The sequence below is a fragment of the Nannocystis bainbridge genome, assembly GCF_028368995.1.
Classification (GTDB): domain Bacteria; phylum Myxococcota_A; class Polyangia; order Nannocystales; family Nannocystaceae; genus Nannocystis; species Nannocystis bainbridge.
In genome coordinates, this window is sequence record NZ_JAQNDL010000003.1 from 390,940 (window position 1) to 414,477 (window position 23,538).

General features: G+C 71.7%; 21 protein-coding genes. 13 read left to right on the plus strand and 8 right to left on the minus strand.

Features of this window, described 5'->3' with window-relative positions; all coding sequences use genetic code 11:
* Positions 1-15 precede the first annotated feature (15 nt).
* A complete protein-coding gene (locus POL25_RS44545) occupies positions 16-537 on the plus strand; it encodes an acyl-CoA carboxylase biotin carboxyl carrier protein subunit (RefSeq protein ID WP_272089078.1) in 522 nt (173 codons plus the stop codon).
* A gap of 40 nt (positions 538-577) precedes the next feature.
* Here POL25_RS44545 and POL25_RS26955 read toward each other — a convergent pair whose 3' ends face one another.
* A complete protein-coding gene (locus tag POL25_RS26955; RefSeq protein WP_272089079.1) occupies positions 578-1,543 on the minus strand; it encodes an ArsA family ATPase in 966 nt (321 codons plus the stop codon).
* A gap of 160 nt (positions 1,544-1,703) precedes the next feature.
* Here POL25_RS26955 and map point away from each other — a divergent pair, with 160 nt between their 5' ends.
* Positions 1,704-2,495: a type I methionyl aminopeptidase gene (gene map / locus POL25_RS26960; protein ID WP_272089080.1), complete on the plus strand. Its 792-nt coding sequence runs from the start codon at positions 1,704-1,706 to the stop codon at positions 2,493-2,495.
* A gap of 187 nt (positions 2,496-2,682) precedes the next feature.
* Here map and POL25_RS26965 read toward each other — a convergent pair whose 3' ends face one another.
* Complete coding sequence (locus POL25_RS26965) at positions 2,683-3,291, minus strand: TetR/AcrR family transcriptional regulator (protein WP_272089081.1); 609 nt, start codon at positions 3,289-3,291, stop codon at positions 2,683-2,685.
* Between the two features lie 107 nt (positions 3,292-3,398).
* Here POL25_RS26965 and POL25_RS26970 point away from each other — a divergent pair, with 107 nt between their 5' ends.
* Positions 3,399-4,640: a cytochrome P450 gene (locus POL25_RS26970; protein WP_272089082.1), complete on the plus strand. Its 1,242-nt coding sequence runs from the start codon at positions 3,399-3,401 to the stop codon at positions 4,638-4,640.
* Here POL25_RS26970 and POL25_RS26975 read toward each other — a convergent pair.
* From POL25_RS26975 to POL25_RS26985, 3 genes are all read right to left on the minus strand, one after another.
* Positions 4,606-5,280 carry a hypothetical protein gene (locus POL25_RS26975; RefSeq protein WP_272089083.1) on the minus strand — a complete coding sequence of 225 codons (675 nt, stop codon included), beginning with the start codon at positions 5,278-5,280 and terminating at the stop codon, positions 4,606-4,608. The two genes, POL25_RS26970 and POL25_RS26975, sit on opposite strands and share 35 nt — an antisense overlap.
* 213 nt (positions 5,281-5,493) lie before the next feature.
* Positions 5,494-7,116: a 2,3-bisphosphoglycerate-independent phosphoglycerate mutase gene (gene gpmI, locus POL25_RS26980; RefSeq protein WP_272089084.1), complete on the minus strand. Its 1,623-nt coding sequence runs from the start codon at positions 7,114-7,116 to the stop codon at positions 5,494-5,496.
* 19 nt (positions 7,117-7,135) lie between these two features.
* On the minus strand, positions 7,136-7,867 hold the full coding sequence (locus POL25_RS26985; protein WP_272089085.1) for a hypothetical protein: 732 nt from the start codon (positions 7,865-7,867) through the stop codon (positions 7,136-7,138).
* Between the two features lie 46 nt (positions 7,868-7,913).
* On the opposite strand from POL25_RS26985, the gene POL25_RS26990 reads away from it, so the two are divergent.
* Positions 7,914-9,056 (plus strand): class I SAM-dependent rRNA methyltransferase, encoded by a 1,143-nt coding sequence (locus POL25_RS26990; protein WP_272089086.1) that lies wholly within the window; start codon positions 7,914-7,916, stop codon positions 9,054-9,056.
* Between the two features lie 339 nt (positions 9,057-9,395).
* Here the strand turns inward: POL25_RS26990 and POL25_RS26995 are convergent, their stop codons facing one another.
* Both POL25_RS26995 and POL25_RS27000 read right to left on the minus strand, forming a co-directional pair.
* Complete coding sequence (locus tag POL25_RS26995) at positions 9,396-10,463, minus strand: S1C family serine protease (RefSeq protein ID WP_272089087.1); 1,068 nt, start codon at positions 10,461-10,463, stop codon at positions 9,396-9,398.
* Positions 10,464-10,469: 6 nt separating this feature from the next.
* The gene (locus POL25_RS27000) at positions 10,470-11,066 is read right to left on the minus strand and encodes a hypothetical protein (RefSeq protein ID WP_272089088.1); all 597 of its coding nucleotides are present in this window, start codon (positions 11,064-11,066) and stop codon (positions 10,470-10,472) included.
* A 357-nt stretch (positions 11,067-11,423) separates the two neighbouring features.
* Here POL25_RS27000 and POL25_RS27005 point away from each other — a divergent pair, with 357 nt between their 5' ends.
* The 9 genes from POL25_RS27005 to POL25_RS27045 all read left to right on the plus strand — a co-directional run bounded on the left by POL25_RS27005 (position 11,424) and on the right by POL25_RS27045 (position 21,813).
* Positions 11,424-12,431: an AAA family ATPase gene (locus POL25_RS27005; protein WP_272089089.1), complete on the plus strand. Its 1,008-nt coding sequence runs from the start codon at positions 11,424-11,426 to the stop codon at positions 12,429-12,431.
* Between the two features lie 8 nt (positions 12,432-12,439).
* Positions 12,440-13,417 (plus strand): DUF58 domain-containing protein, encoded by a 978-nt coding sequence (locus POL25_RS27010; RefSeq protein WP_272089091.1) that lies wholly within the window; start codon positions 12,440-12,442, stop codon positions 13,415-13,417.
* Positions 13,414-14,769, plus strand: coding sequence for a hypothetical protein (locus tag POL25_RS27015; RefSeq protein WP_272089092.1), 1,356 nt, complete (start codon positions 13,414-13,416; stop codon positions 14,767-14,769). The genes POL25_RS27010 and POL25_RS27015 overlap by 4 nt, the downstream gene beginning before the upstream one ends.
* Entirely contained in the window at positions 14,766-15,842 is a 1,077-nt protein-coding gene (locus tag POL25_RS27020) for a VWA domain-containing protein (protein WP_272089093.1), read from the plus strand. The genes POL25_RS27015 and POL25_RS27020 overlap by 4 nt, the downstream gene beginning before the upstream one ends.
* A 262-nt stretch (positions 15,843-16,104) precedes the next feature.
* A complete protein-coding gene (locus POL25_RS27025) occupies positions 16,105-17,274 on the plus strand; it encodes a vWA domain-containing protein (RefSeq protein WP_272089094.1) in 1,170 nt (389 codons plus the stop codon).
* A 169-nt stretch (positions 17,275-17,443) separates the two neighbouring features.
* Complete coding sequence (locus POL25_RS27030; protein ID WP_272089095.1) at positions 17,444-18,283, plus strand: tetratricopeptide repeat protein; 840 nt, start codon at positions 17,444-17,446, stop codon at positions 18,281-18,283.
* Between the two features lie 208 nt (positions 18,284-18,491).
* Positions 18,492-20,279: a BatD family protein gene (locus tag POL25_RS27035; RefSeq protein WP_272089096.1), complete on the plus strand. Its 1,788-nt coding sequence runs from the start codon at positions 18,492-18,494 to the stop codon at positions 20,277-20,279.
* A 189-nt stretch (positions 20,280-20,468) separates the two neighbouring features.
* Positions 20,469-21,293 carry an SH3 domain-containing protein gene (locus POL25_RS27040; protein WP_272089097.1) on the plus strand — a complete coding sequence of 275 codons (825 nt, stop codon included), beginning with the start codon at positions 20,469-20,471 and terminating at the stop codon, positions 21,291-21,293.
* Between the two features lie 211 nt (positions 21,294-21,504).
* Complete coding sequence (locus POL25_RS27045) at positions 21,505-21,813, plus strand: hypothetical protein (RefSeq protein ID WP_272089098.1); 309 nt, start codon at positions 21,505-21,507, stop codon at positions 21,811-21,813.
* A 589-nt stretch (positions 21,814-22,402) separates the two neighbouring features.
* On the opposite strand, the gene selD is transcribed toward POL25_RS27045, so the two are convergent.
* Positions 22,403-23,521: a selenide, water dikinase SelD gene (gene selD / locus POL25_RS27050; protein WP_373372115.1), complete on the minus strand. Its 1,119-nt coding sequence runs from the start codon at positions 23,519-23,521 to the stop codon at positions 22,403-22,405.
* Positions 23,522-23,538 lie beyond the last annotated feature (17 nt).

Genomic DNA, 23,538 nt, shown 5'->3' on the forward strand with positions numbered 1-23,538 from the left:
GTAGTCTCGCCGCCCGTGAGCGCGAGCAGAGAATTTGTCGTGCGCATCGGCGAGCGCGAGCTCGTCGCGCGAGTGACCGCCTCCGACCCGCCCGTCGTCGTCGTCGACGGCGTCGCCCACGAGGTCACGCCGGTCGCCGGCGGGCGCAGCCACGTGCGCGTGCAGGGCGAGGCGGCCCAGCGGATCGTCAGCCTCGACGGCGCGGCCTCGCCGACGGCCGCCGCGATCGGCGGCGTCGCCTTCGCCCTCGACGTCCGCACAGCCCAGGCGGCCGCCCGCGACGCCGCCCTCGCGGCCACCGGCAGCGCCAGCGCCGGCGGCGGCCTCGTCAAGGCGCCCATGCCCGGTCGCGTCGTCCGCGTGCTCGTCAGCGCCGGCCAGACCGTCGAGCGCGGCACCCCGCTCGTCATCGTCGAGGCCATGAAGATGGAGAACGAGCTGCTGGCCACCGTCGCCGGCGTCATCAAGGCCGTGCACGTCGGCGAGGGCGTCGCCGTCGACGCCGGCCAGGCCCTGGTCGAGCTCGACCCGTCCTGAAGGTCATGTCCTGAGGGACCTGTCCGATTGACCATCTGATTCACGCCGCCCTCCGCGGCTCGAGCGTCGCCAGCACGTCTTCGACGTCGGCCAGCCCCGCGAAGCCCTGGAAGCGCCACGGCAGCGGCACCACCGGCGGCACCCGGCGGCCCGCCTCTTGCTCGCCGGCCAGCCACGTCTCGACGTGACCGCGCTGGCGCGCCGCCTGTTGCGCCACCACATTGGTCGCGGCCAGCATGCGCGCCACCTGGCCGTCGGGGTCGAGCGCGGGCGGACCGGCCTGGAACGCCGGCAGCTCGGGCCACGTGCCGTTGACGAAGATCCCGCCGATGTGCACCCGCGACTCGCTGCGCAGCGACGCCGCCATCTCGCCCAGCTCGGTCAGCGGCCAGCGGTCGGGCAGGCCGACCAGCACCGCCTGCGTCACCATCGGATCCTCGAGGCTCGCTTGCATCGCCTGGGCCTCACGCGGCAGCGGTCCGACCCGCACCGCCTTCAGGATCGCTTGCGGGATCCCCAGCGTGTAGCGGAGGTGGCCCGTCGCTGGCCCGTCGAACACCACCACGTCGAAGCTGCGCGCCCGGACCGCCTCGTGCCAGATCTTGCCGAGCACCGCGAAATCGTCGAGCCCGGGCACCGCGCGGACCAGGCGGCGGATCGGCGCGCTGTCGAAGACCGCGCCGGCGATCCGCTCGCTGCGCAGCACCATCGTCCCGTACTCGCGCACGCACACCGTCGGCACCACGCGCTGGACGAACAGGCCCGGGCCTGCGACCGACGGCGTCTCGCTCAGCGTGCGGTGGCCGAGCATCCACGCCAGGCGGTCGTCGAGGCCGACTGTCGCCACCAGCACCCGCCGGCCGCGCCGGGCCAGGGACAGGCCGAGGAGCGCGGCGACCGTCGTTCTGCCGACGCCGCCTTTGCCGCTGACGACCAGCAGCTGACGCTGGGCGAGGGCATCGAGGACGGCTCCGAACCCGGAGGCGGGGGCGCTGGAGACAGCCATGGAATGGGGCGAACCTTGGCACAGACCCGGGCCGCTCGCTACCACAAGGCGCCAAACCCTCACGTGTGGCCGCCCTCCCCGGGAGGTCTCCGGCTGCGCCCTTGACCTCCCCGCCGCCGGCGACCATTCTCCGCCCACGATCGGCCGGGAGATTACGGACGTGGCAGTCGAGATCAAGAGCAAGCGCGACATCGAGAAGATGCGGGCCACGTGCCGGCTGGCGGCCTCCGTGCTCGACCACATCGCCCCGCACGTCGTCCCCGGCGTCACCACCGGCCAGCTCGACAAGATCTGCCACGAGTACATCGTCGGCCACGGCGCCTACCCCTCGCCGCTCAACTACAAGGGCTTCCCGCGCTCGATCTGCACCTCGGTCAACGAGGTCATCTGCCACGGCATCCCTGGCGACCAGGTCCTCGCCGCCGGCGACATCGTCAACATCGACATCACCACCACCCTCGACGGCTACTTCGGCGACTGCTCCGACATGTTCGTCGTCGGCGGCAGCACCACCCCCGAGGCGCAGCAGCTGATCGACGTCACCCGCGAGTCGCTGTGGCTCGGCATCGCCGAGGTCAGCCCGACCAAGCGGATCGGCGACATCGGCGCGGCGATCTACGAGTTCGCCCACGGCCGCCACGGCTACGGCGTCGTCGAGGCCTTCTGCGGCCACGGCATCGGCCGCGAGTTCCACATGGCGCCGCAGGTCTCGCACGTCGGCAAGCGCGGCAACGGCCTGCGCATGAAGCCGGGCATGACCTTCACCATCGAGCCGATGATCAACATCGGCACCCCCCACTGCGACATCCTGGCTGACGGCTGGACCGCCGTCACCAAGGACCTCAAGTGGAGCGCCCAGGTCGAGCACACGATCCTCGTCACCGACCACGGCTACGAGGTCCTCACCCTGCGCGACGCCTCCTGGCGGCCCTCCTGGGCCCGCGCCAGCTGAGCGCCCGCCGGACCTGCCCTCGGGCCAGGCTCCCGCGCGAGCCTGCTGAGGTCTCTTTGGACATCAACCTTGGGTCAGGCTCTCCGCGCGAGCCTGGCAGCATGTCTCTTCAGACATGACCTTCGGGACATTCCCGTACGCGCATGTCCCGAAGGTCATGTCCTTCAGGACATGACCTCCGCACGCCTCACCGGCTCGTACGCGGCCGGGCCAGCGCCCCGTGCAGCAGCAGGTCGACCAGCTGTTGCAGCCAGGCCTCGTCGAGCGGCTCGCGCTCGAAGAACAGCCGCCGGTTGAGCGCCGCGCCGAGCACGTCGAACAGCAGCTTCGGGTCGACCCCGGGCGCCAGCTCGCCGCGCCTGTCGGCCGCCTCGAGGATCGCCCGCGGCACCGCCTCGAAGCTCGTGCGCAGCGAGCGGACGATCGCCACCAGCTCCGGGTCGCCGCCCTCGACCACGAACAGGCGGTACAGCCCCTGGTACTCCGCCTGCGCCCCGAGCGACGCGATCCGGCGCGCGATCGCCAGCAGGTCCTCGCGCAGCGAGCCGGCGTCGGCGACCGTCAACGCCGCGCCCGCGATCGACAGCAGCGCGTCGCGGACCAGCTCCTGCTTGGTCGGCCAGCGCCGGTACACGGTCGTCTTGTTGACCCCCGCCAGCGCCGCCACGTCCTCGATCCTCAGCCCGTGGTAGCCGGCCCGCGCGGCCTCGCGCAGCGTCGCCGCGAGCACCCCGCGCACGACCGCCTCGCCGCGCACCAGCGGCTCCGATTTGCCCTTCCGCCTCGCCTGGACCACGCGCCCGCCCAGCCTATCACCGCGCTCGTCCGCTCATCGCAACAATTTGTTGCCATCCCCTCGCGGCGTGTCACCCTACGATCGCAACAAATCGTTGCGGTACCGCCATGACCGACACCCACGACCTTTTCAGCCCCGCCATGCTCGCCGACCCGTACCCCGTCTACGCCCGCCTGCGCGAGCAGGCCCCGGTGCTGCACGTGCCGCAGATCGGCATGTGGCTGGTGACGCGCTACGACCACGTCCAGCACATCCTCAAGTCCCCCGACCTCTTCTCTTCCTCGCGCACGCCGGCGCTCGAGCAGCTGCGGGACCCCCGGCTCACCGAGGGCGTGGAGATGCTGGCCAGCAGCTCGCTCGTCGCCCTCGACCCGCCCGATCACACCCGGCTGCGGCGGCTCGTCAACGTCGCCTTCACCCCGCGGGCGGTCCAAAGCCTCGAGACGAGGATCCGCCAGCTCGCGCGCGAGCTCGTCGACGAGCTCGCGCGCAAGGACAGCTTCGACCTCATGGAGGACCTCGCCGTCCCGCTGCCGGTGATCGTGATCAGCGAGCTGCTCGGCGTCGACCCGGCGCGGCGCGTCGAGTTCAAGCGCTGGTCGGACGACCTGCTCCTCGGCTCGCGGCTCGACGGGCACCTCGACACCGCGGAGATCGATCGCGTCGTCGCCAGTCGCCGCGAGTTCATCGCGTTCTTCCACGCGATGATCGAGCACCGCCGCCGCGCGCCCGGTGACGACCTGCTGAGCGACCTGGTGCGCGCCGAGGCCGAGCGCGACGCGCTGACCGCCGAGGAGGTGCTGACGATGGCGCTGCTGCTGATGGTCGCCGGCAACGAGACCACCACCAACCTGATCGGCAACGGCGTCGTCGCCCTGCTCGAGCACCCGGACGTGCTCCCGCGCCTGCGCGCCGAGCCGGCGCGGATCCCCGCCTTCCTCGAGGAGGTCCTGCGCTGGCGCTCACCGGTCGTCATGCTGGTGCGCACGACCCGGCGCCCCGTCACCCTCGGCGACGTCGAGGTGCCGAAGGACGCCGTGCTCGGCGTCCTCGTCGACGCGGCCAACCATGACCCGGCGCAGTTCCCCGAGCCGGCGCGCTTCGACATCGAGCGTCAGCCGGCCCACCTCTCGTTCGGCCACGGCATCCACTTCTGCGTCGGCGCCCCGCTGTCGCGCCTCGAAGGGCGGGTCGTCTTCGAGGAGCTGCTCGCGCGCGTGCCCGCCTTCACGCGCGAGCCCGGGCCGCTCGAGTGGGCGCCGAGCTTCGGCCTGCGCGGCCTGAAGCGCCTCGTGCTGCGCCGCGGCGAGCCGCTCAGCGCTGCAGCGTCACGCGGAAGTACGGCATGATCGCCTTCCAGTCCTGCTGGATGGCGCGGGTGTCGCCGTACGGGTACTCCGTGCGGGCGATGTAGAGCACGTCGCCGTACGGGAACATGAACTGCTGGATCTCGCGGGTCGCGTTGCCCGACTCGTCGGTCACCTGCAGCTTGGCGTAGATGCCGGTCTTGTCGAAGTAACCGTCGTTGAACGACAGGTCCTCGATGCTGAGGCCGGCCTCCTGGTACTGGTTGCGGTAGTAGGCCACCGCGCGCTCGTCGACCGGGCGCTCTTTCGGCGCCAGGTAGAACGTCAGCGCGATCGCCTCGCTGTCCGACGAAGCGCTGGCGCCGAGGTCCTCGTCGGAGCTCGACACGGCGCCGCCGGACGAGCAGGACGCCACCGTCACCCACCCCGGGTTGCTCTCGAGCTCACCCTTCGAGTGGCCGGTCTCCTCGCAGTTCTTGAACACGTACAGCGTGTCGGGGATCTCGAACTCGAGCCCGATCTGCGGGATCTTGATGGTGTTGCCCTCTTTCTTCCCGCTGGTCGGATTGTCGATCCACTGCCGGGCCGCGGACTGCTTCCCCTTGCGCCGGGAGCTGCTGCCGCCGCAACCGGCCGCCGTGAGCGAACCGGCCGCCACAGCCAGCGCGAGAGCAAAGGACACGTTCTTGGGGAAGCTGCGAGAGAGAGACATCATGGCTGCTGAAAACCGCTCGCGCGCACAGTACCCAAGTGCGTCCCGGGCGGCAAGCGCTCGCCCGCTCGCTGCCCGCGCCGCCTCGGGCGCTCGCCTCTCGCCGGTGTCACCGGCTCGTCACGCAGGTCCTCCGCCTGCGAGCGTCCGCATGCGTGCGCGGGCCCAGGGGCGCGTGCACGCTCACCGGGCCAGCAGCGACGCCCGGTACGACTCCGGGGGCGAGAAGCCCAGCAGCTCCAGGCACGTCGAAGCCACGTTCGAGAGCCCGGCCGACGGCGGCGGCGCCAGCTCGGGCCCCCCGCCGTGCATGCGCGAGTCGGCGATGACCAGCGGCACCCGGTTGAGCGAGTGGCTGGTGCGGACCTGGTAGGCCCCGTCGGTCCGCAGGTCGAACATCTGGTCGGCGTTGCCGTGGTCGGCGGTCACCACCGTGATGCCCTTGCGGACGCGCACCGCTTCGATGAGGCGGCCGAGGCACAGGTCGACCGACTCGACCGCGAGGATCGTCGCCGCGAGGTCGCCGGTGTGGCCGATCATGTCGCAGTTGGCGTAGTTGACCCGCACGAACCCCGGCTTGTACGCGTCGAGCTCGGCGATCAGGCGGTCGGTGATCTCGGCCGCGCGCATCCACGGCCGGTGCTCGAGCGGCGGCCCGTCCGACGGCACCTCGATGTACCGCTCGCGCTGCGGGTCGAACGGCTCCGAGCGGTTGCCGTTCCAGAAGTAGGTCACGTGGCCGAACTTGTGAGTCTCGCTGATCGCCAGCTGCGTCACCCCGGCGCCGGCCAGCAGCTCGCCCATCGTCCCGCTGATCGCCGGCGGCGCGACCAGGAAGCGCGACGGCAGCCGCAGATCGCCGTCGTACTGCGTCATCCCGGCGAACTCGACCCGCAGCTTGGGCCCGCGGGCGAACTTGTCGAAGTACTCCTCCTCGAACGCGCGCGTCAGCTCGAGCGCCCGGTCGCCGCGGAAGTTGAACAGGATCACCGCCGCCCCGTCGCGGATCGGCCCCACCGGTCCGACCTCGTCGGCGATCACGAACGCCGGCAGGTTCTGGTCGTCGAGACCTGTCTCTTTGTACAGGATCTCGACCGCCTCGCGCGCCGACCCGAACCGGCGCCCCAGCCCGCGCACGTGGGCGTCCCAGCCGCGCTCGACGATCCGCCAGTCGGCCTCGTAGCGATCCATCGTCACCACCATGCGGCCGCCGCCGCTGGCGATCCGGTAGTCGCGGCCGTCCTGCGACAGCCGGACCAGCACCGCCTCGAGCTTGTCGATGAACGGCAGCGCCGAGCGGGCCGGCACGTCGCGGCCGTCGAGCAGCGCGTGCACGCGGACCTTCGCCACCCCCTCGATCGCCGCCCGCTCGAGCATCGCGATCAGGTGGCCGATGTGGCTGTGGACGTTGCCGTCGGACAGCAGGCCGATGAAGTGCAGCGGCTCGCCCGAGGCCTTGACCGTGTCGACGCAGCGCCGCCACTCCGCCCCGTAGATCGCGCCGGACCGGATCGCCTCGGTCACCAGCTTGGCCCCCTGATCGAGGATCCTGCCGGCACCGAGCGCGTTGTGGCCGACCTCGCTGTTGCCCATGTCGGCGTCGCTCGGCATGCCCACGGCTGTCCCATGGGCCAGGAGGCTCGTGAACGACGGCAGCCCGCGCAGGCGGTCCAGCGTCGGCGTCCGCGCCTGAGCCACCGCGTCGCCGAAGTCGCCGCGACCGATCCCCACCCCGTCGAGCACCACGCACACCACCGGCCCCTCGGGCGCTCGGCGGGTCGGGTGCGGCAAGAGCCTCATAGACATGTCCCTATCCTCCCTGTCCTCAAAACCATGCCTGGTAGGCCAGCGTCACGTTGAGGAGCATGTCGAACACCACGCTGTCCGGCGGCGTGCCGACCGGCGCGGCCGGGTCGACCACCACCCGCGTGCGTGAGAACGCCTTCTGGAAATCGACCCCGAGCGCGAGCCCGTGGTTGTTGCGGATCGGCACGCCGATGCTGGCCCCGACGCGGATCAGCGGGTCGTAGGCGACGGTCTGCTCGTCCTCCCACGGGTTGGCCGACCGCATGCGCCGCCAGTTGGAGATCATCAGCCCCGCGCCGGCCCCGAACTCGATCACCAGCACCCGCGCCGGGATCTGAAAGGATGGCCCGAGCGTCAGGTCGGTGTGAGACAGCGACGAGACCCGCGTCACCTGCTGACCGATCGGCGCGCCCGTGTTCGGATCGATCGGCGTGGTCGGATCGGCCGGCACGGTGAAGCGGTTGCGATCGGGGAAGCGGGTGTGCCCGCCCTGGAACTCGAAGCCGAACCGCATCGGCCCGAGGCGCAGCGCGTGGTAGCGCAGGGCGATGCCGAAGCCGAACCCGAGCGGCGGCCGGCGATCGAACAAGACGTCGCCGGCGCCGATCAGGATGCCCATGCGGCCGATGATCGACACCCCGAACACCCGCTTCTTCTCGGCGATGTCGAGCACCGTGTTGCCGCGCGGCGCGGGCAGACCCGAGGCGCCGTAGGCGAGACACGTGGCCAGGAGCGCCGCCAGAGGAAGCATGCGAGGGGCACCATAGCAAAACTTTTTCGCGCATAATCCCCCGCGCATGACCACTCGCGTCGCACTCCGGCGAGACGCCGGCCGGATCGGCCCCGAGACCGGGCCGTGGATCCGTCAGCGCCAGGTCGCCAAGATCTGGGGACCCCCGGACCCCGCGAGCCTCGCGCAGCTCGTCGACCACCGCGACGTCGTCCTCGGCTGGGGCCTGCTCGCCGTCGACGCCGACATCCCGCTGCGCGTCGTCAGCTGGGGCACCGCGCCGCCCGACGCGGGCTGGTTCGAGCGCAGGCTCGCGGCCGCCCTCGCCGCCCGCGCCGAGCTCGGCCTCGCCGCCGATCCCGGCACCACCGCCTATCGCGAGGTCAACAGCGAGGGCGACGGCCTGCCTGGCCTCGTCGTCGACCGCTACGGCGACGACCGCGTGGTCCAGCTCGGCACCACCGCGGTCGCCGCTCGCCGCGCCGCGATCCTCGAGTTCCTGCGCCCGCGCACCCCCGGCCGCCTGTTCGTGATCGCCGACGAGGCCGCGACCGACGAGCCCGAGGCCGCGCTCGAGTTCCAGGAACATGGCCTTTGGTTCAGCTGCCCGGCCCCGCCGGCGCAGAAGACCGGGGCCTACCTCGATCAGCGCGACAACCGCCGCCTGGCCGCTCAGCTCGCCGTGCGCGCCGCCGGCCCCATGCTCGACCTCGGCTGTCACGTCGGCGGCTTCGTCGTGCACGCGGCCGCCGCCGGGATCGCCGCCGTCGGCCTCGACCAGAGCGCGCGCGCCCTCGATTTCGCCCGCCGCAACGCCGCCCGCAACGACCTGGCCGATCGGACAGCCTTCGTCCAGGCCGACATGTTCGGCGCCCTCGATCACCCCGACCTGGCCGGGCCGTTCGGCGTGATCGTGTTCGACCCGCCGCGGATCGCCACCGGCTCGCAGGGGCGCGAGCGCGCCGTAGGAGCCATGGCCCGCAGCCTCGGCCGCCTGCTCCCGCGCCTGCAGCCCGGCGGGTTCCTGCTGGCCTGCAGCTGCTCGCACCACGTCGGCCGCGCCGACCTCGACGCCGCGCTCCTGGCCGCCGGCGCCCGCGACCTGGCCCGCGTGCACGCCGTCGGCCCCGGCCCCGACCACCCCGTCTGGCCCGGCCACGCCGAGGGCGAGTACCTGCGCGTCAACGTCTACCAGCGCCGCGCCGTCTGACCCTGCGGACATGCCCGCCCAGACATGTTTCTAAAAGCATGCCCGATCGGACATGTCCTTCAGTGCATGTTTCGAACCAGCGGTCGCTGTTGAGTATGCCCGATCGGGCATGTCCTTCAGTTCATGTCCATGCGGACATGCCCGGCCGTGCCCACCTATTCGGCCGCTCGGCGCTCGCCCCGATCCGGCGGTCGCTATTCACCCCGCCGCGCGACGCATCGTCGTCGACCGCCGTCCATCGCTGAACTGTCGCCGTGTGGCGCGAGCGCTCGGCCAGCGCCACGATCGACATGCTCCTCAAGACATGCCCGCGAGGCCATGTCCCAGGGACCAACCCGCTCACAGCCCTTCGACGGGCGCCAGCGTGACCGAGCGCAGCGGCTCGCCGGCGCGCTGGACCTGCAGCTCGATCGGCCCGTCGACACCGATCAGCTGCGTCAGATACGCCACCTCGGACACCCGGCTGACCGCACGGCCCGCGACCGAGAGGATGAAGTCGTCGACCTGCAGCCCGGCCTTGGCGCCCGGGCCGGCCGCCTCGACGCGCGTCACCTTGACCGTCGCCATGCGCCCGGGGAACTCGTCGTCGTCGACCGCGCGGATGCCGAGGCGGACCCGGCGGAAGCGGCCGTGCGTCAGCACCTCTTCGAGGTAGCGGCGGACCATCGGCGCCGGCACGGCGAAGCCGATCCCCGTGCCCTCGCCGCGGACCGCGGTGGCGATCCCCAGCACCTCGCCGCGCAGGTCGACGATCGGCCCGCCCGAGCTGCCGGTGTTGATCGACGCGTCGGTCTGCACGAAGCTGAAGAACCCGTCCTGCGGCAGATCTTCCGGCTTGCCGACGTCGCTCCAGTCGCGCCCGAGGCCCGACACCACGCCGACCGTCACCGTGTCACCGAGGCCGAACGGGTGGCCGACGGCCAGCACCCACTCGCCCGGGCGCACCGGTCGCTCGCGGAACACCACCGGCGCCTGATCGACGCGAGGCGGCTCGGGGGCGATCACCGCCAGGTCGAGCAGCGGTTCGCGGTGGATCACTTGCGCCCGCACCCGCTCCTGATTGGCGTACTCGACGTCGATCGCGCTGGCGGTGAGCGGCACCACGTGGGCGTTCGTCACCACCAGCCCGTCGGCGCGCACGACCGTGCCGCTGCCGACCCCTCGCTTGGATCGGCCGGTCGCCTGCGGCAGCGTGCAGATCACGCTGACCACCGACGGGGCGATCTGCTCGGTCACCGCCGCGAAGTCGGGCAGCGCCGCGGGCGGCCGCGGCGGTCGCACTTGTGGCGGGCCCGGCGTGGGCTCGGCTCGCGGGCTGTCCGCAGGGACAGGTGAGGGCGCGTGCTCGTCGTCGAGCGGTCGGCACGCGACGAGCGCGACCAACCCGACGACCACCGACGCCCGCACGCGCGCTCAGCCCTCGTCGTTGGCGTCGCCAGCGTCGACCACGTCGCTCGCCGGAGCCTCGGGCTCGCTGGGCTCGCTCGCGGGCTCGGCAGCGGCAGGCTCGGGCTCGGCAGCGACGGGCTCGGGCTCGGCAGCGACGGGCTCGGGCTCGGCAGCGACGGGCGCGGGCTCGGCAGCGACGGGCTCGGCAGCGACAGGCGCGGGCTCGGCAGCGACAGGCGCGGCAGCAGCCGGCGCGGGCGCGGCAGCGGCGGCAGCGGCGGGCGCGGCGGCGACGTCATCGGCCTCGTCGGCCTCGTCAGCCTCACCGGCCTCGTCGCCGTCGTCCTCGTCCTCATCGTCGTAGTCGTCGTCCTCGTCGTCCTCGTCGAACGGCGCGCTGACCAGCGGACGCGTGGGAGAAATCACGGGGAACCGCGGCGCAGCGGCGCGCCGCGCCTCACGCTCCTCGTCCTCGAAGCTCACCGTGGCGACGTTGTCGGCCGCGTCGGGGAGCGTCTTGAGCCACTCCTCGTAGCGTTCCTTGGTGATGAGCCCACCGCGGATGTTGCGGCGGACGGTGCGGAGGTCGAAGAGCCGTTCGAGCTGGCGCGGGGCAACCATGCGGCGGACCTTTTAGAACACCGGCCGCCGTCCGTCAAACCCGCGCGTGTGCGCTGGTGCGCGGCCGCCGGCCCGTTCGCCGCCGGCGGCCGGAAATCGCCGCGAAACCCGGCCCGTGCGTGACACCGATCTCCCGCCCGGCGGGTCCGGACCGGGAGCGAGCGTCCCGCTGCGGCATCCGCGAGTCGGCGCTCGGCACCCGAAAACTCCGCGCCCGCGCGCCGGCCTGCGGACCCGCAGACCGGGAAATAACCGGCCACTTTGCCTGGTAGGCGGCCGGGCGTATAGATCCGGCGCACCACGGGTCGCGCCGCCCGCCGCGGCCCCCCTCGCCTCCAGCCACAGCAAGCGACAGCCATGACCGTAGGAGCCTACGACATCCGCGTGATCAACGACCTCGTCGAGCGCGAGAGCGCCTTCGTCGAGCGCCTCATGACCGAGGTCCACAAGGTCATCGTCGGCCAGGACGAGATGATCGAGCGCGTCTTCATGGGCCTCTTGTGCCACGGCCACGTCCTCCTCGAGGGCGCCCCCGGCCTGGCCAAGACGCTCACCGTCAGCACCCTCGCCCGCTGCCTCCACATGGAGTTCAAGCGGGTCCAGTTCACGCCCGACCTGCTGCCGTCCGACGTCCTCGGCACCGTCATCTACAACCATCAGACCGGCAACTTCACCAACCGCAAGGGCCCGGTCTTCACCAACCTGCTGCTCGCCGACGAGATCAACCGGGCCCCGGCCAAGGTCCAGAGCGCGCTGCTCGAGGCGATGGCCGAGCGCCAGGTGACGATCGGCGACACCAGCTACCCGCTGCCGAAGCCGTTCCTGGTGCTGGCGACCCAAAACCCGATCGAGCAGGAGGGCACCTACACCCTGCCCGAGGCCCAGCTCGACCGCTTCATGTTCAAGATCAAGGTCGGCTACCCGACCGCCGAGCAGGAGCTGCAGATCATGCAGCGCATCGGCGGCGCCGCCAGCACCGCCAAGGTCGAGATCCAGCCGGTGATCAGCCCCGACGACATCGCCCAGGTCCAGCAGACCATGGACCGCATGATCGTCGAGCAGCCGGTCCAGAAGTACATCGTCGACGTCGTCGCCGCGACCCGCACGCCCGGCGCCGTCGGCCTCGAGAAGCTGGCCCCGTTCATCGACTTCGGCGCCTCGCCGCGCGCCACGATCGCCCTGTTCCAGGCCGCGCGCGCCCACGCCTTCATGCGCCACCGCGGCTACGTCAGCCCCGAGGACATCAAGGCCGTCGCGCCCGACATCCTGCGCCACCGCATCATCCTCTCTTACGAGGCCGAGGCCGAGGGCAAGACCGTCGAGGAGGTCGTGCGCGCGATCCTCGAGCACGTGCAGGTCCCGTAGCCGCCGCCATGGCCCGCCCGTCCGCCGATAAGTCGCCGCCGAGCCGGAGCGACGCCGAGGCCGCGAAGGAGCGCACCACCCAGCTCCTGCGCGAGATCCGTCGCATCGAGATCCAGACCTCGCGGCTCGTCAACCAGCACCTCGCCGGCTCGTACCAGTCGGTGTTCAAGGGCCAGGGCGTCGCCTTCTCCGAGGTCCGCGCCTACACCCCCGGCGACGACGTGCGCGCGATCGACTGGAACGTCACCGCGCGCACCGGCGAGCCCCACGTCAAGCTGTTCACCGAGGAGCGCGAGCTCACCGTCATGCTCGTCGTCGACATGTCGGGCAGCCTCGACCTCGGCTCGCGCGACTACGACAAGCGCCAGCTGGTGGCCCGCCTGGCCGCCACCTTCGCCTTCTCGGCGATCCGCAACAACGACCGCGTCGGCCTGATCGGCTTCACCGACGGCGTCGAGGTGTTCGTCCCGCCGCGCAGCGGTCGCAAGCACGTGCTCGCGGTCGTGCAGCAGGTGCTGACCCACGTGCCGCAGAGCCGGGCCACCCGCGTCGCCAGCGGCCTCGAATACCTGGCGCGGCTCGGTCAGCGCCACACCGTCGCCATCCTCATCAGCGACTTCGTCGACGCCGTCCCCGACGACGCCCCCGAGGCCGCCCGCGCCTTCGAGCACGCGCTCAAGATGGTGCGCCGCCGCCACGACCTGATCCCGATTCGCGTCGAGGATCCGCTCGAGCTCGAGCTGCCGGCCCTTGGCCTCGTCGCCCTCGAGGACCTCGAGCTGCTCGGCCTCGGCGGCGACAGCTTCCTCGACCTCAGCCCGCGACGGGCAAAAAAATACCGCGCCCGCGTCGACGCCGAGCGCGCCCGCCTCGACCAACTGCTGCGCAAGCTCAGCCTCGACAGCATGTCGATCCGCTGCGGCGACAACTGGCAGCAGCCCCTCGTCAACTTCTTCGCCCGTCGGGCCCGGAGGATGCGCCGGTGATGCTGTCGTTCGTCCACGGTCTGCTGCTCGCCGCCCTGCTCGCCCCGGCCCTCGCGCCCGCTCCCGAGCCCGAGCCCGCTCGAGGCCCCGCGCCCGAACCCGCCGACGCCCCCGCCCCCGCGAACCCGTCCGCGCCTCCGCCCGCGCGAGGCCCCGCGCCCGAGCCCGCCGACGCCCCCGCACGAGGCCCCGCGCCCGAGCCCGCCGACGCCCCTGCGCCCGCGCGTGGCCCCGCACCCGCCCCCGCGCCGAGCGTCGCCCCGATCGCCGCCGCGCCGCTCGACGAACCTGTCCCCGAGGACATGGCCGCTGCGCCAGCCCTCGACAGCCCGGTGGCGATCAGCGCGCGCGTGACCCCCGACCCCTCGCAGATCGGCGACCTCCTCAAGCTCGAGGTCACCGTCGCCTACCCGACCGGCTACGCCGTCAACGTCCCGCTCGGGCTCAAGCTCGACCCGATGTACCTGGTGTCGGTCGAGGAGAGCGAGCCCGAGAGCACTGGCCAGGGCCTGCGCAAGGTCTTCACCTTCACGATCCAGCAGTTCGCCGTCGGCGAGGGCAAGACCCCGAGCTTCCCGATCACCTACGTCGCCCCCGACGGCGCCGTGCAGACCGCCCAGGTCCCGTCGCACAACTTCGGCGTCACCGCGCTGCTGGCCAACGAGGCCGACCCCAAGCGCCAGGGCGAGGACCCCCCGGTCTCGCTCGAATACCCCAACAACACCGCCGAGACCGCGATCTACTTCACCGCCGGCGCGCTGGTGGCCGGCTTCGTCTCGGCGCTGCTGTGGCTGCGCTGGCGTCGGCGGCCGCGCCCCGTCGTCCTGCCGCCGCCCGAACCGGCTGACCGCGTCGCCCTGCGCGCGCTCGATCGCCTCAAGGAGGCCGACTACGCCGGCCGCGGCGAGTTCCAGCTGCACTACCTCATGCTCACCGAGATCCTCAAGGGCTACCTCGAGGGCCGCTTCGGCATCGACGCCCTCGAGCGCACCACCGACGAGCTGCGGGCCGCCCTGCTCCGCTCCGAGGCCGAGATCGCCCCGCTCAAGCCGACCGACGTGATCCGCTTCCTTCAGCAGTGCGACCTCGTCAAGTTCGCCCGCTTCGCCCCGCCGCCGACCGAGGCCGCCGCCGCCGTCGAGCAGGCCCGCGGCATGGTCGTGGCCACCACCGCGGTCGCGGCCGCCCCGACGACCGGTCCCAAGGACCAGGTCCCGAAGGACAGGGCCCCCGAGACATTGCCCCAAGACCAGGGTGCAAAGGACATGTCCTCCGCGCCAGCCCACAAGTACCCGCCCGAGTCGGACATCCCGACCGAGCCGGTGCCGCGGTTCAAGGGGGGTGACGAGTGAGCGCCCCCGCCGAGCGGCTCGTCGCCGTGCTGCGCAACCTCATGCCGATCCTCGGCTTCGCCGGGCTCGCCGTCGCCCTGGCGCTGGCGGGCCTCGCCGCCTACCTCGGGTCCGACCTGCGCCACGTCGTCATCGCCTCGCCGTGGTGGCTGCTGGCGGCCCTCGTGCCCCTGCTGGCGGTGGTCATCCGCGGCGTCGTCTCGCCGCGCCCGGCCACGCTTCGGTTCTCGCGCGCGAGCTCGGCCCGCCGCCTCGGCCCCGGCCTGGCCGCCCGCCTCGCCCACCTGCCCGACGGCCTGCGCCTGGCCGCCGCGATCTTGCTGGCGCTCGCGCTGGCGCGCCCCGAGTCGAGCCGCGCCACCGACCGCGTCGAGCACAAGGGCATCGACATCGTCGTCGCGCTCGACCTGTCCGACTCGATGGAGGCCGACGACCTGTACCCCAACCGCCTCGAGGCGGCCAAGGACGTCATCGACAGCTTCATCGCCCGCCGCCGCCACGACCGCGTCGGCATGGTCGCGTTCGGGGCCACCGCCACCACCGTCTCGCCGCTGACCGTCGACCACGGCGTGCTGCGCCAGCTCGTGCGTCGCCTGCAGCTCGGCAGCTTCGACGGCAGCAAGACCGCCATCGGCGCCGGCCTCGGCCAGGCGCTCAATCGCCTCAAGGAGCCCGACGCCGGCAGCGGTGAGTCCGGCGCCGAGAGCAAGGTCATCGTCCTGCTCACCGACGGCGTCCACAACGCCGAGGGCGTCGACCCCGACTCGATGGCGCGCATGGCCGCCGACCGCGGCGTCCACGTCTACACCGTCCTGATCGGCCGTCAGGCCGCCTCCACCGACCCCGCCCGGCTCGAGCGGATCGCCAGCACCACCGGCGGCTACGCCTACACCGCCGTCGATCAGCAGGCCCTCGTCACCACCTTCCAGGACCTGCTCAACAAGCTCGATCGCTCCGTCATCCTCGGCGAGCACATCCGCGCCCAGCTGTTCCACCTGGTCCTGTGGCCCGCCCTGCTCCTCCTCATGCTCGACATCCTGCTCCGCTCGACCCGCCTGCGGAGGTTCCCATGAGCAGCCTCGTACATGTCTCCAAGGACATGCCCCTTCGAGCATGCCCCCGAGGCCATGCACTCTCGGACATGTCTCTCGCGCACGCCGCGGAGGCCCGCACGAGCCCCGCCGCCCGAGCACCGGCCGCGCTCTCCCGGACTCCTCGCTCGCGCGCGCCCGTGGCCCTCCTCTCCACGTGTCTCCAAGGACATGCCCTTCCGGGCATGCTCCTCGGGACATGCGCTCCTGAACATGTCCCTCAAGCCCGCCCGCGGAGGTGCGCATGAGCCCCGCCGAAGTGGTCCGCGACCTGGCCCAGGACGCCGAGACGAAGGACGTCCTGACCCTCTTCGAGGAGGTCGTGCTCGCCCGCGAGGACCTGTTGTGGCTGCTCGTGCTGGTGCCGCTGGCCGCGGCGGCCTACCTCTGGGCCGCCCGCCAGCGCCGGCGCGGCCTCGCCAGCCTCGGCAGCCCGATCCTGGTCGAGCGCCTGGTCGGCAGCGTCAACCATGCCAGCCGGGTCGTCGCCGCCGTCGTCTCCGTGCTCGCGGTGCTGCTGCTGTCGGCCGGCCTCATGCGCGTGCAGTACGGCGGCGAGACCACCATCGTCGCCACCACCGGCCTCGACATCGTGCTCGCCGTCGACTACAGCAAATCGATGCTCGCCCGCGACGTCTACCCGTCGCGCAGCGAGCGACTCGCCGCCGAACTGCAGCGCTTCCTCGACGAGGCCGACCGTCGCGGCGACCGCGTCGGCCTGGTGGTGTTCGCCGGCGCCGCGCGCGGCCTGCCCGTCAGCCGCGACGCTCGCGTCCTCAAGCTCTACCTCGACAAGGCCGACCCGCGCACCGAGAACCCCGGCGGCACCGCGATCGGCAAGGCGCTCAAGCTCGCGCTCACCTTCCTCATCGATGCCCGCCGCGCCGCCGCGGCCGGTCCCGAAGGCGGCCCGACCAAATCGATCCCGACCAGGGAAGGCAAGGCCGTCGAGGACATCCCGCCCTCCGAGTCCGACCAGGTCGTCATCCTCCTGACCGACGGCGAAGACACCGTCTCGCGCCCGCTCGAGATCGCCGCCGAGGCGGCCAAGCTGGGCGTACGGATCTACACCGTCGGCATCGGCTCGAAGTCCGGCGAACCGATCCAGAAGTTCGACAGCGAGGGCAACCCCGACGGCTTCGTCACCGACGAGCAGGGCAACTACCTCATGACCCGCGTCGACGAGGCCACCCTCAAGGACATCGCCAAGACCACCGGCGGCGACTACGTCCTCGTCGAGCCCGACAAGTTCGGCCTCGACCGCGTGTCCGAGTGGATCCGCGAGCTCTCGAAGGGCCAGCGCGAGGACACGGTCACCGCCCACCGCGAGGAGGGTTACGCCTTCCTCATCATCCCCGCGCTGCTGCTGCTCGCGCTGTCGCTCGCGCTGCCCGAGCGCAAGAAGGGGCCCTGATCGATGCAGCTCTGCCGGACACCCGTCTCCCCGCCCCGCAAGAAGGGGCCCTGATCGATGCAGCTCTGCCGGACACCCCTCTCCCCGCCCCGCGAGAAAGGGCCCTGATCGATGCAGTTCTGCCGGACATCCTCCGTCGCCCCGCCCCGCGAGAAAGGACGCTGACCCCGTGCCGCTCGTATCGACCAGTAAGTTGCTCGCCGTCATCCTCGCTGCCGGCTGGCTCGCCGAGGCGCTCGCCGGCAAGAACGGCGACATCGAGGCCGGTATCGCCGCCTACACCAGCGGCGACCACGAAGCCGCCCTCGCCGCTTACGCCGCCGCCGAGGCCGAGTTCGGCGAGCGCCCCGAGATCTTCTACAACCGCGGCCTGGCGCTCGTCGCCAAGGGCGACAAGGACGAGGCCCGCAAGGCGTTCGAGCGCGGCACCGAGTCCACGCACCCCGACGTCCACTCGAGCTCCGAATACGAGCTCGGCAACCTCGACCTCGACGCCGAGGCCTTCGACCCCGCCATCGAGCACTACATCAAGTGCCTCAAGGCCAAGCCCGACCACGCCAACGCCAAGTGGAACCTCGAGCTCGCCCTGCTGAAGAAGAAGCAGAAAGAGGAAGAGGAGAAGAAGAAGCAAGAGGAAGAAAAGAAGGACGAAGAGAACAAGGACGAAGAGAAAAAGGACGAAGAGAAGCAGGACGAAGAGAAAAAGGACGAGCAGAAGCAGGACGAGAAGAAGGACGAAGAGAAAAAGGACGAGCAGAAACAGGACGAGAAGAAGGACGAAGAGAAAAAGGACGAGCAGAAGCAGGACGAGCAGAAGCAAGACCAGCAGAAGCAAGACCAGCAGAAGCAGGACGAGCAGAAGCAGGAGAAGGGCGAGCAGCCCCAGCCGCAACCGCAGCCTCAGCTCGACAAGGCCGACCTCGACAAGGCGCTCGAGCAGCTCGACGCCGAGGACAACTTCCAGCTCGACCGCCCCTCGCGCCAGATCCGCGTGGAGAAGGACTGGTGACCATGAGGGCCGACCTCCAGCTCGACCGAGCCTCGCCCCGACTCCGGACGGAGAACGACTGGTGACCGCGGCGCCGCATCGCCCAGGCCAGCGCGGCCAATCCTCGCCCTCGCTTCACCTGCCCGATGAGCCAGGCGAAGCGCACGCGACCTCTGCCGCCCTTCCGCCCCCTGCGCCCGATCCTCACCACCTCGCCCGTCGCCGCCTCTTGCAGCTCGCCGGCGCCGCAGGGCTCGGCCTCTATCTATCCCCGAGGACAGCTCGCGCCGACACCAAGTCGCGCATCGTCGCCGAGATTGATCGCGAACGGGTCGAGGTCGGCGAGGCCTTCGAGCTCACCGTCCAGGTCGACAGCGAAGGCGAGCGCGGCGCCGAGGTCCCCGAGCCAGTGCTGCCCGACATGACGGCTCTCGGCCTGCAGATCGTCGGCATGCCGGCCAACTACCGCAGCACCAGCAGCTCGTTCAGCTTCGGCACCGGCCGCGGCTCGACGATGACGACCCGCACGACTCAGACCAGCGTCTACACCCTCATCGCCAGCAAACCCGGCCGCATCGAGCTGCCGGTGCACATCCTGGAGGGCAAGACGAAGGTGACGCCGCCGCGGATCCCGGCGATCGAGGTCACCGGCCAGGCCGCCCCGACCGAGCCGGTCCCGGCGGCCGCCGACGGCCCGACCGAGCCGCAGGGCGACATCTTCCTGTGGACCCGCCTCGACAAGCCGACCCTGTTCGTCGGCGAACAGCTGACGTACACGCTCGAGATCTACGAGCGCCTGCCCTTCCTGCAGATCCAGCTGCGTCAGTTGCCGGGCTTCCAGGACTTTTGGAGCGAGGAGCTGCCTCAGGGCCAGATGCGCCAGGCGGTCGTCGGCAACACCGCCTACCGCGTCCACCCCGGGCTCCGGCGGGCCCTGTTTCCCCAGCGCGCCGGCACCCTCACCCTCTCGCCCGCCGAAGTCGGCATCGGCATGCGCCGCCGGATCACCGGCCGTCCCGTCACCGTCGAGGTCAAGCCGCTGCCCGCCGGCGCCCCCGCCGGCTTCTCGCCCAACAACGTCGGCGTGTACTCCATCCGCGCCGAAGCCGACCGCACCAACATCAAGGTCGGCGAGCCCTTTACGCTCACCGTCGCCATTCAGGGCACCGGCAACATCCGCGTCATCGACCCGGGCGCCTGGCCCGAGATGCCCGGCCTGCGCCGCTACGAGCCCAAGATCGAGACCGACGTGACCACCGGCGCGCAGCTCGGCGGCGAACGGCGCTACGCCTTCCTCGTCATCCCCGAGCGCGGCGGTACGCTGACCGTCCCACCGCACACGTTCCACTACTTCGATCCGGCCAGCGAGAGCTACCAGACCGCCACCAGCGCCCCGATCGAGCTCACCGTCGCCGGCGATCCGAACGCCGCCCCGACGCTCGCCAGCGACGCTCCGCCGCCCGCCGCCGCCGAGGAGGAGGGCATCCTGGCGCCGATCGTCGAGCCGGCCGCGTTGCCGCGGGCGACGCCGTCGCCCTCGTGGCTCACACCGTCGCGCTGGGCCTGGGCCATGGCGGGAGCGCCCGTGCTCCTGGCTCTCGGGACAGCTGCTTCCGCGCTTTGGCGCCGGCTCGGCCCCGACGAACACAGCCGGGCCGCCGCCGCCAGAGCCGCCAAACAGCGCGAGCTGCTGGCCCAGGCCGAACGCGGACTCGGCACCGGCGAGGGCTTCTATCCCGCCCTCGCCCAGCTGCTTCAAGCTGCCGCGATCGATCGCGCCGGCCCCGAGGGCGAAGGCCTGCCCCGTCACGCCCTGCTCGCCTTGCTGGCCGGCAAGGGCGTCTCCTCCGCCGACTGCGAGCGCTTGCGAGACCTGCTCGATCGCTGCGACGCCGCCCGGTTCGGCGCCCGCGGCGAATCTGCCAGCGAGCGGGAGGTCGCCCTCCAGGCCGCACGCGAGCTCCTGCACAGCTCGGCCGCCTTGAAGCCGGGCTCGCCCGCACGACCGCCCTCGTGAGCCACCCGCCCCCGGTCGTGCCGGTCGGCCTCCCCCCGACACCCGCGGGCCCTCGCGCTCGCCCGCAGCCTGCCGTCCTCCGAGGCTCTCCTGAACCGCCCTGACCCCGCCTCCTCGCCCGACCGAACCCAGGACTCGTCCCCGCCTCCGCCGCGCGACCGACCCCGCTCGACAGAACTCATGACCCGCATGCGAATCCGCGCGCTCTCGATCTTCGCCCTGTTCGCGCTCACGGCCGCCTCTGCGCGCGCCGACGTGGTCGACGACGCCTTCGCGCGCGGCAACGCCCTGGCGGCCGCGCGCGACTATGCAGGCGCCGTGCGGGCGTACGAGGACGCCGAGGCGCTGCTGCCCGGCCGCAGCGCCGCCCTGTCGTTCAACCTCGGCACCGCGTATGCGCAGCTCGGCGAGCTCGGTGCCGCGACGTATCACCTGCGCCGCGCCCTGCAGCCGCAAGCCGAGGCCAGCGTCGACATCGCCGAGGCCGCGCGCCGCAACCTCGGCGTGGTCCGGCAACGAGCCGAGGTCGCCGCCACCGCCGCCAACCTCCAGATCGATCGACCCGAGACGTGGCGCGACGCGGCCCTGTCGGCCCTCCGCTCGCCCGCGTTCGGCTGGTTGTCGGTCATCGCCGGCTGGCTGGCGCTGCTGTTGTGGATCACCCGGGCCCGCTACCGCGAAGCTGCCCGCAGCGCCCTCGCCGGTCTCGCCGCGGTCCTGGCCGCGCTCTATCTGGTGATCGGCGGCCTCCACGGCTACGCGCTGCGCACCGAACTCGGCGCCCCGCAAGCGATCGCGCTGCCGGCCAAGCTCGAGGTCCGCGAAGGCCCAGGTATTCACCGCAAGACCGTCTTCACCGTGCAGGGCGGGAGCCGTCTGAGCCTCGTCGAGCGCGGCGCCGGTTGGGGTCGTGTCCGTCTGCCCGGCGGGCTCGAAGGTTGGGCGCCGCTGTCGGGCCTCGGCGAACTCGCTGCGCCGCCACGCCGCCTGGCCAGCGAACCATCGTCGCCGTGAAGCTCTTGCGCTATCGCCCGCGTTCGCGTCCATTCGCAGCGTACAGCCGTCCGATCGCAGCGACGCTTGCAGACCTGCCTTCGCCCGGAGTGTGACCGTCGCCCGAACATCGTGGAGCGACTGCCGCCCGCGCGCTCCGCGTGTCGCCCGCCGCGTCCGGGTCGAAAATGGGCGTAGCGTTTTTTCACTGCCACGATACTGTAAACGTGTCGTGCTCGCGGTCCTCGCCACCAAGATTCGCAGCAACGGTGAAGGGTCGGTCGTAACCGCCATCAAGAAGCCATACGAGGGCTTTCTGATCAGCGAGCCGATGGTCGGGCGAGGCATGGTGATCTTCCGCGACCCCAATGGCCGTCGCATGGTGACGACCGTGGTGCGCAGGATCTTGACCACCGCCGAGACCGAGGGCCGCGAGGACCCGCGCGAGCGCCGGCTGATGTACGTCGAGACCGAAAACTCCGTGTATCGGCTGGCCTTCCTCGACGCCTCGCGCCACGCCGCCTCCGCCGCCAGCGGCTGAACCCCGCCCCTGGCAGCTCGCCGGCGCCTCGCCCGAGCGAAGGTCCGCTCGCTCTCGCAGCCCGAGCTGCGACGGAGCGCAGCCGAGGCGCTCACGATGCCGGCTCCTCTGCGGCCTTCGCCGCGACCAGACTCGCGCTCGTCGGGCCGCTCGAATCACCCGTCGCTGAACTCGCCCGCGAGCCGCTGTCGGTATCGCCATGCGCCGCCGGCCCACCCAGCGTCATGGACCCGAGGATTGTCGATACACCGATCGTCTGAACCATCGCTCGCCAGGCTACTCGCTCCGCGACGCCGCGCAATGGACGACTCGAGTTGGTGCTCACGAACTCCAGTGGGGTATCCGCGGCCGAGCACAGAGCATGTCCCATCGAACATGTCCTCACAGACATGCGATGATCATGCCAGCCCACGCGCACGCTGCAAGACACAACCGAGCTTGGGGCTCACCAACTCCGCTTGCGAGTTTGCCTCACGCCGGTGCCCACGAAAAAGCACTGGTTCGAGATCCACCGCCAGCTACATCTCTCGTCACCATGCTCGAAGCCATCGCTCCACGAGCCGACCCCGCGACGCCCGAGGCCTGCCCGTCACCCGGGGATGTCGGCCGCGAACTCGAGCACCACTGTCTCCGCCGGCATCGCCGACGACGGGGCCACCAACGATCCGATCGTCCACCCCTGCCCGCCGCTGGCCCGCAGGGCCTCGACCAGCGCCGCAGCCCGCTCAGCGGGCACGGTGAGCAGCAGCCCGCCGCTGGTCTGGGCGTCGGCGGCGAGGATGGTCCGCAGCGGTTCTTCGCGGCCCTCGACGACCAGGTTCGGCCGCACGAACGCCAGGTTGGCCTTCGAGCCGCCCGGGACGCGTCCGGCCGCCGCGTGGCCGAGCGCCCCGGGCAACGCGGGCAACGCCGCCATGTCGAGGCGCGCCGCCAGCTGCGACCCGCGGAGGATGTTGCGCAAGTGCCCGAGCAGGCCGAAGCCGGTCACGTCGGTACAAGCGGTCACGCCGAAGCCGCGCGCGATCGCCAGCGCCGGGCCGTTCAGCGTCGTCATGCTGGCGATCGCCGCGGCCATTTCGCCCGCCTCCGCCTGCCCCTGCTTGATCGCCTGGGCGATGAAGCCGGTCCCCAGCGCCTTGGTCAGCACCAGCGCCTGTCCTTCGCGCCCTGTCCGATTCGACAGGACCTCCGAGACAGCCACCTCGCCCGTCACGCTGAGCCCGAATTTGAGCTCCCCGTCGCGGACGGTATGGCCGCCGACCACCGCCACGCCGGCGCGGCTGCAGGCCCGCGCCGCGCCGCGCAGGATCGCCTGCAGCACCGACAGCGGCAGCTTGTCGTCGGGGAAGCCGACGATGTTGAGGGCGAACAGCGGGCGCCCGCCCATCGCGTAGACGTCCGACAGCGCGTTGCAGGCGGCGATCTCGCCGAACGTCTCGGGGTCGTCGACCAGCGGCGCGATGACGTCGACGGTCAGCACGGTCGCCCGCGTCGGGTCGTCGCCGACGCGCACGACCGCCGCGTCGTCGGCGAACTCCGTGCCGACGATGACCCGCGCGTCACCCCGTTCTTCGGGCGGGGGCATGCCCTCCAGGACCTGAACCAGGTCACCCAGCCGCAGCTTGGCGGCTCAACCTCCGCCGCGGGCAAACTCGGTCAAGCGGAGCGGTCGGGGGGCATCGCGCGGATCGTCGGGCTCGCTGCTCATGCACGAGCAGTGTATCG

Excerpts from the sequence above, each read along its gene's own strand:
- POL25_RS27005 (WP_272089089.1), top strand. The coding sequence starts at position 11,424 with ATGACCGTAGGAGCCTACGACATCCGCGTGATCAACGACCTCGTCGAG.
- POL25_RS26985 (WP_272089085.1), bottom strand. The coding sequence starts at position 7,867 with ATGCTTCCTCTGGCGGCGCTCCTGGCCACGTGTCTCGCCTACGGCGCC.
- POL25_RS27040 (WP_272089097.1), top strand. The coding sequence starts at position 20,469 with ATGCGAATCCGCGCGCTCTCGATCTTCGCCCTGTTCGCGCTCACGGCC.
- POL25_RS27000 (WP_272089088.1), bottom strand. The coding sequence starts at position 11,066 with ATGGTTGCCCCGCGCCAGCTCGAACGGCTCTTCGACCTCCGCACCGTC.
- gpmI (WP_272089084.1), bottom strand. The coding sequence starts at position 7,116 with ATGTCTATGAGGCTCTTGCCGCACCCGACCCGCCGAGCGCCCGAGGGG.
- POL25_RS27010 (WP_272089091.1), top strand. The coding sequence starts at position 12,440 with ATGGCCCGCCCGTCCGCCGATAAGTCGCCGCCGAGCCGGAGCGACGCC.
- POL25_RS26955 (WP_272089079.1), bottom strand. The coding sequence starts at position 1,543 with ATGGCTGTCTCCAGCGCCCCCGCCTCCGGGTTCGGAGCCGTCCTCGAT.
- POL25_RS26990 (WP_272089086.1), top strand. The coding sequence starts at position 7,914 with ATGACCACTCGCGTCGCACTCCGGCGAGACGCCGGCCGGATCGGCCCC.
- POL25_RS27025 (WP_272089094.1), top strand. The coding sequence starts at position 16,105 with ATGAGCCCCGCCGAAGTGGTCCGCGACCTGGCCCAGGACGCCGAGACG.
- POL25_RS26970 (WP_272089082.1), top strand. The coding sequence starts at position 3,399 with ATGACCGACACCCACGACCTTTTCAGCCCCGCCATGCTCGCCGACCCG.